Below are 6,469 nucleotides of genomic sequence, written 5' to 3' on the forward strand. Positions count from 1 at the left end.
AACGCCCCTCAGCTGCTCGCTAGATCACGTAGATGAAGACGAACAGCGCGATCCACACCACATCGACGAAGTGCCAGTACCACGCTGCGGCCTCGAAGCCGAAATGCTGTTCCGGCGTGAAATGTCCGCGCAGGACGCGTACCAGCATCACCGTGAGGATGATCGCGCCCATGGTTACGTGAGCGCCGTGGAAGCCCGTGAGCATGAAAAACGTCGCGCCATAGATGCCCGATCCGAGCGTCAGCCCGAGCTCTGTGTAGGCATGCACGTACTCCTCGATCTGCAGGATCAGGAATGCCACGCCGAGCAGTACGGTCAGCGCCAGGCCGATCTTCAAATGCTGGCGGTTGTTCTTGCGCAACGCGTGGTGCGCCCAGGTCAGGGTGAAGCTGGACGTCACCAGCAGGATGGTGTTGATCAGTGGCAGGCCCCAGGCGCTGATGGTGCCTTCCGGTGCCGGGTAGAGTTTTGGATCGGGGTTGTTCAGCAGCGGCCAGGTGTACTCGAAGTTGGGCCAGAGCATGTTGCTTACGCCCTTGTCGCCTTCGCCGGCGAGCCAGGGGCCGGCCCAGTAACGGATGTAGAAGAGCGCGCCGAAGAAGGCGAGAAAGAACATCACTTCCGAGAAAATGAACCAGCTCATGCCCCAGCGGAAGGAGCGGTCCATCTGCGGGCTGTACAGCCCGGCACGGCTCTCCTTCACCACGGCGCCGAACCAGCCGAACATCATGTAGGCGATCAGCAGCGCGCCGACGAAGAAGATCATTGGCCCGCTGGACTCGTCGCGCCCGGCCTTGAGGTCGTTGAACCAACTGCCCAGGCCATAGAAGGTGATGAGCAGGGCAACGGTGGCGATTATCGGCCATTTGCTTTGATCGGGAACGTAATACTGCTCGTGGGTGGTCTGTTGGCTCATTGCAGACTCTCCTTGGCCGAGACCGGCGTGCCATTGGCAGCGACCGGCGGCTGGCGGGATGTGATGTCGAACAGCGTGTAGGCGAGGGTCAGGTTGTGCACATCGGTGGGCAGGTCGCGATCAACGATGAAACGCACGGGCATTTCGATGCGTTCGCCCGGCTGCAAGACCTGCTGGGTGAAGCAGAAGCATTCGGTCTTGTGGAAGTAGGCCGCCGCCCGCGACGGCGAGACACTGGGAATCGCCTGGGCGGTCATCGGCTTGTCGGTCGGGTTGTAGGCCACGAAGCGGATTTCCTGGCTGGCGCCCGGGTGCACGCTGACCTGATCGGCTTGCGGGCCGAATTCCCAAAGCATGCCGGCGGCATTGGTCGCAAGAAACTGCACCCGCACCGCGCGCGCTTCATCGGCGCTCTGCACGCCGGTGTAGGCACCGGCAGTCTTGCCGTTGATGCCGAAGGCCTGGCACATGACGTCGTAGATCGGCACCAGTAGAAAGCCGAAACCGAACATGGCGACCACGACGAACAGCAGGCGGCGGACCAGGCGCCGGGTGGGTAGGGACTCGTTCATGGCAGCCTCCCCGATTGACGGCTGCGGGCGGCCCGGCAACCCCCAGCCAAGCTCTGATGCCTGCTCACGGCGTCAGCTCCCCGCCGGTGCCTTTGCGGTGCTCGTGCACGTCGCTCATGTCTGGTGGTGTCTGGAAGGTGTGGTACGGCGCCGGCGAGGGCACGCTCCATTCCAGCCCCTCGGCACCGTCCCAGGGCTTGGCTGGCGCCGGTGCGCCACCGCGAATGCATTTGATGACGATGAACAGGAACAGCAATTGGGTGGCGCCGAACATGAAGGCGCCGACGCTGGAGACCATGTTGAAGTTGGCAAACATCATGTTGTAGTCGGGGATGCGCCGTGGCATGCCGGCCAGGCCGACGAAGTGCATCGGAAAGAACGCCAGGTTCATGCCGATGAAGCTCATCCAGAAATGCAGCTTGGCCAGGGTCTCGTCGTACATGTGCCCGGTCCACTTCGGCAGCCAGTAGTAGGCCGAGGCGAAGATGCCGAAGATCGCTCCCGGAACCAGCACGTAGTGGAAGTGCGCCACCACGAAGTAGGTGTCGTGGTACTGGAAGTCCGCGGGTGCGATGGCCAGCATCAGCCCGGAGAAGCCGCCGATGGTGAAGAGGATGACGAAGGCCACGGCGAACAGCATCGGCGCCTCGAAGGTCAGCGAGCCGCGCCACATGGTCGACACCCAGTTGAACACCTTCACCCCGGTTGGCACCGCGATGAGCATGGTCGCGTACATGAAGAACAGCTCGCCGGTCAGCGGGATGCCGACGGTGAACATGTGGTGTGCCCAGACGATAAACGAGAGAAAGGCGATGGCGCCGGTCGCGTAGACCATCGAGGTGTAGCCGAACAGCGGTTTGCGGCTGAACGCCGGGATGATCGAGCTGACTGCGCCGAACGCCGGCAGGATCATGATGTACACCTCGGGGTGGCCGAAGAACCAGAACACGTGCTGGAACAGCACGGGGTCACCGCCCCCGGCGGCACTGAAGAAGCTGGTGCCGAAGTGGATGTCCATCAGCATCATGGTCACCACGCCGGCCAGCACCGGCATCACCGCGATCAGCAGGAAGGCGGTGATCAACCAGGTCCAGACGAACAGCGGCATCTTCATCAGCGTCATGCCCGGCGCGCGCAGGTTGAGAATGGTGGCGATCACGTTGATCGCGCCCATGATCGAGCTGATGCCCATCAGGTGAATGGCAAAAATGAAAAAGGTCACCGACTCTGGCGCGTAGGTCGTCGATAGCGGCGCGTAGAAGGTCCAGCCGAAGTTGGGCCCGCCGCCCTCCATGAACAGCGTCGAGACCAGCAGGCCGAAGGCCGCCGGCAGCAGCCAGAAGCTGAAGTTGTTCATCCGCGGCAGGGCCATGTCCGGCGCGCCGATCATCAGCGGGATCATCCAGTTGGCCAGGCCGACGAAAGCCGGCATCACTGCGCCGAACACCATGATCAGGCCGTGCATGGTGGTCATCTGGTTGAAGAATTCCGGCTGCACGATCTGCAGACCCGGCTGGAACAGCTCGGCGCGGATCACCATCGCCATCGAGCCGCCTAGCAGGAACGCCGCGAAGCTGAACCACAGGTACATCGAGCCGATGTCCTTGTGATTGGTGGTCAGCAGCCAGCGCGAAAGCCCCTTCGCCGGCCCGTGGTGGTGGTCATGCCCGACATGACCATGGTCGTCGATCACTGCACTCATCACCTGATCCTCTTACTGGGTGGCTTCTTCGGCCTGTTTGAAGTCGAGCACGTCTTTCGGCGTGACCATGTCGTCGGTCTTGTTGCCCCAGGCGTTGCGCTCGTAGGTGATGACCGCTGCCAGATCGACTTCCGACAGCTGTTTGCCGAAGGCCGCCATGGAGGTGCCCGGCTTGCCGTTCACGACGATGTCGATGTGCGCCTCGATGTCGCCGGTGGCGATGGGCGAGCCCTTGAGTGCCGGGAACATTGGCGGAATGCCTTCGCCGCCCGCCTGGTGGCATGACGCGCAGGCGGTTTGGTAAACCTTCTGGCCGTGCTCGGAAAGCTCCGCCAGCGTCCACTCCTTGCTGGTCAGCTCTGCAACCTTGGCGGCTTGGGCTTTTTTCTCGCCAAGCCAGGTGGCGTAGTCCTCGGCGGACTTGACCTCCACCACCACCGGCATGAAACCGTGGTCCTTGCCGCACAGCTCGGTGCACTGGCCGCGGTAGATGCCGGGCTGCTCGACACGAGTCCATGACTCGTTGATGAAGCCGGGAATGGCATCCTTCTTGACCGCCAGTTCCGGCACCCACCAGGAGTGGATGACGTCCGCGGCGGTGATCAGAAAGCGCACCTTGGCACCAACTGGAATCACCAGTGGTTCATCGACTTCCAGCAGATAGTTCTCGCCTTTGGGCGCCTGGTTGTTGATCTGCTCGCGTGGCGTAGTGAGGTTGCTGAAGAACTCCACATCCTCGCCCAAGTACTTGTAGTGCCACTTCCACTGGTAGCCAGTGATCTGCACGTCCACGTCCGATTCGCTGGAGTCGTAGATATGGATCAGCGTGCGTGTCGCCGGAATCGCCATGCCCACCAGAATCAGCAGCGGGATGACCGTCCAGAGCACCTCGACGCGGGTGTTTTCATGGAAGTTGGCTGAATGCTGACGCTTGGAGCGGCGGTGAGCGACCATCGAATAGATCATCACGCCGAATACCAGCACGCCGATGACAACGCAGATCCAGAAGATCGTCATGTGCAGGTCGAATACCGAACGGCTGACGTCGGTAGCGCCGGCGCGCATGTTCACGTCCCAGGCCGCCTGAGCCTGGCCAAATAATGCCGATAGCCCAAGCCCCATCCAGATGCGTGGATGTCGAGACATTGCGGGTTCCCCTTATGATTCTTGTTTTCCCGCCGACCGCTTCGCTCCGCCGATAATCGGCTGATCCGGGCCTGAAGCCTTGGCCCCGGTGGTATCAGCTACGTTTTCGATCAGACCGATCTGCTCTGGCTGCGCCACCGAGACTCCAGTGGCCAATCCTTCGCCTGCACGCACAGTCGGATTGCACTCAAGTACCCCTACGCTTCGGAGTATAGACAGCGATTGCCGACTGGCAATTCAAGGGCTTTCCACCGCTGCTTCGGACCTTGCGGCACTGCCATCGCTCTTCTTCACGCCACGAATGTTCATCAACGCCAGACAAATCTGCAGAACGATCAGCGCCCAGGCACTGGAGTACCAACCCCAGATTACCCAGAGCAGGTTGCTCAGCAGAAAGCACCAGAAACCGAGCGTCCGGCGGCCGGGCCGCAGCGAGCCGATCAGCCACGCCGCGATTACGGTGACTACCATCGCCGGCCATTGCAGCAGGTCGATCCAATCCATATTGCCTCCCACACCAAGAACGAAACCGGGCGTCCGTTCCGACCTTGATTGGTGCGATGCGCACCCGGGAGAGTTCCATATTGCCGTGGGAAAACCCGCCAGCTCGTAGGGCAAATGTCGCTTTTTACATCCACCGCGCCGCCACTTGGTAGTCGCCGCACGGTGGAGCGCCACCCGGTGGAGCGCCACCCGATGGAGCGGCACTCGGTGAATCGCCACCCGTGGATCGGTAAAGCGCGATCCACCCTGCGTACAGGCCGCTGTGAGCGCCCTCAGCCCCGCCGCTAGAGCAAACTCATCTGCTGCCCCGGCGGAGCAAAGCGGCTGCAATCGAGCCCCGCATTCTGTTCGCGACGATTGAAGCCCAGGCGCTTGCAGGCCAGGCGGAAGCGCTGGGCCAGCAGCTCGGCGAACTGGCCTTCGCCGCGCATGCGGCTGCCGAAGCGACTGTCGTAGTCCTTGCCACCGCGTGACTGGCGCACCAGGCTCATCACATGCGCGGCACGCTGCGGGAAATGCTCGGTCAACCATCCCTCGAACAACTCGGCTACCTCATGAGGCAGGCGCAGCAGCACATAACCCGCCGACACTGCACCCGCTTCGCGTGCCGCTTCGAGCAGGCGCTCCAGCTCCATGTCGTTGATCATCGGGATCATCGGCGCGCACATCACACTGACCGGCACGCCGGCTTCATGCAGCGTGCGCAACACGCGCAGCCGCGCGGCGGGCGAGGCAGCACGGGGTTCCATGATGCGCTTGAGTTCGTCATCCAGCGTGGTCAGGCTGACCGAAACACTGACCAGTCGCTGCTCGGCCAACGGCACCAGCAGGTCCAGATCGCGCAGCACCAGCGAGCCCTTGGTGATGATGTGCACCGGATGCTTGAAACGCAGCAAAATCTCGAGTGCCTGGCGGGTCAGCCGCTGTTCGCGCTCCAGCGGCTGATAGGCATCGGTATTCACCCCCAGCGCGATGGGCTGCGGTACGTAGCTCGGTCTGCTCAGCTCCTGTTCCAGGCACTCGGCAAGGTTGGTCTTGGCAATCAGCCGGGTCTCGAAATCGATACCTGGCGACAAATCCCAATAGGCATGGCTGGGGCGGGCGAAACAGTAGATGCAACCATGCCTTATCCATTAAGTCAACCCCTAGACACCGATGTGTGAAGGTATCACCAGGGAGAGGTAGAAATACCGGGTCTAACAGACATGAATCGCATCCGCGGCGTGACCTAGGGCCAACGGGCTCATCGGGATTGGCTGCCCAGCTAACAGCAGATGCCGGCTCCTTAACAAGCCTCGACCAGCGTCGAACCTGCCACTACGTCATAGGTTTATGGCAGCGGATAGTGAATCGGCAACAAGCCGTCATTCGATTCAGTTTCCGATCTGGTCAAAGGGGATGCCTGCCTAAGCTCTGAAACAGGCATTAGTGATGTGCAAAGCTCGGGCAAGCGATTAAACAAAGCGCCCCCGCCAGGCATGAGCTTGCATGAAGTCAAAGGTGGCCTACGCTTATCACTTACTGCCCACAGGAGGGATCCGAGATGCCGCATTGTTGGCGCTGATGGAAAATTGACCCACCCTGCCGATTGAAATTTGACCCAGGGCGGATTGCTGATTTTGTTACCAG

General features: G+C 61.5%; 5 protein-coding genes and 1 pseudogene. All 6 read right to left on the minus strand.

Annotated features, from left to right (window positions below):
• Positions 1 to 19: 19 nt before the first annotated feature.
• Positions 20 to 916 carry a cytochrome c oxidase subunit 3 gene (locus AAEZ08_RS21885; RefSeq protein ID WP_045633655.1) on the minus strand — a complete coding sequence of 299 codons (897 nt, stop codon included), beginning with the start codon at positions 914 to 916 and terminating at the stop codon, positions 20 to 22.
• Positions 913 to 1,488 carry a cytochrome c oxidase assembly protein gene (locus AAEZ08_RS21890; protein WP_500125123.1) on the minus strand — a complete coding sequence of 192 codons (576 nt, stop codon included), beginning with the start codon at positions 1,486 to 1,488 and terminating at the stop codon, positions 913 to 915. Before AAEZ08_RS21890 ends, AAEZ08_RS21885 begins: the two co-directional genes overlap by 4 nt.
• 64 nt (positions 1,489 to 1,552) lie before the next feature.
• Positions 1,553 to 3,190, minus strand: a complete 1,638-nt coding sequence (gene ctaD / locus AAEZ08_RS21895; protein WP_500125124.1) for a cytochrome c oxidase subunit I — start codon at positions 3,188 to 3,190, stop codon at positions 1,553 to 1,555.
• A 12-nt stretch (positions 3,191 to 3,202) separates the two neighbouring features.
• Complete coding sequence (gene coxB, locus AAEZ08_RS21900) at positions 3,203 to 4,336, minus strand: cytochrome c oxidase subunit II (protein WP_003284443.1); 1,134 nt, start codon at positions 4,334 to 4,336, stop codon at positions 3,203 to 3,205.
• A 237-nt stretch (positions 4,337 to 4,573) separates the two neighbouring features.
• A complete protein-coding gene (locus tag AAEZ08_RS21905) occupies positions 4,574 to 4,840 on the minus strand; it encodes a hypothetical protein (RefSeq protein WP_102821139.1) in 267 nt (88 codons plus the stop codon).
• 284 nt (positions 4,841 to 5,124) lie between these two features.
• Positions 5,125 to 5,964 (minus strand): annotated as a pseudogene (locus AAEZ08_RS21910) (PA0069 family radical SAM protein); the annotation flags it as partial.
• Positions 5,965 to 6,469: the final 505 nt, after the last annotated feature.

Source organism: Pseudomonas sp. E45-MNA-CIBAN-0222 (assembly GCF_040310405.1).
Lineage (GTDB): Bacteria > Pseudomonadota > Gammaproteobacteria > Pseudomonadales > Pseudomonadaceae > Stutzerimonas > Stutzerimonas stutzeri_AC.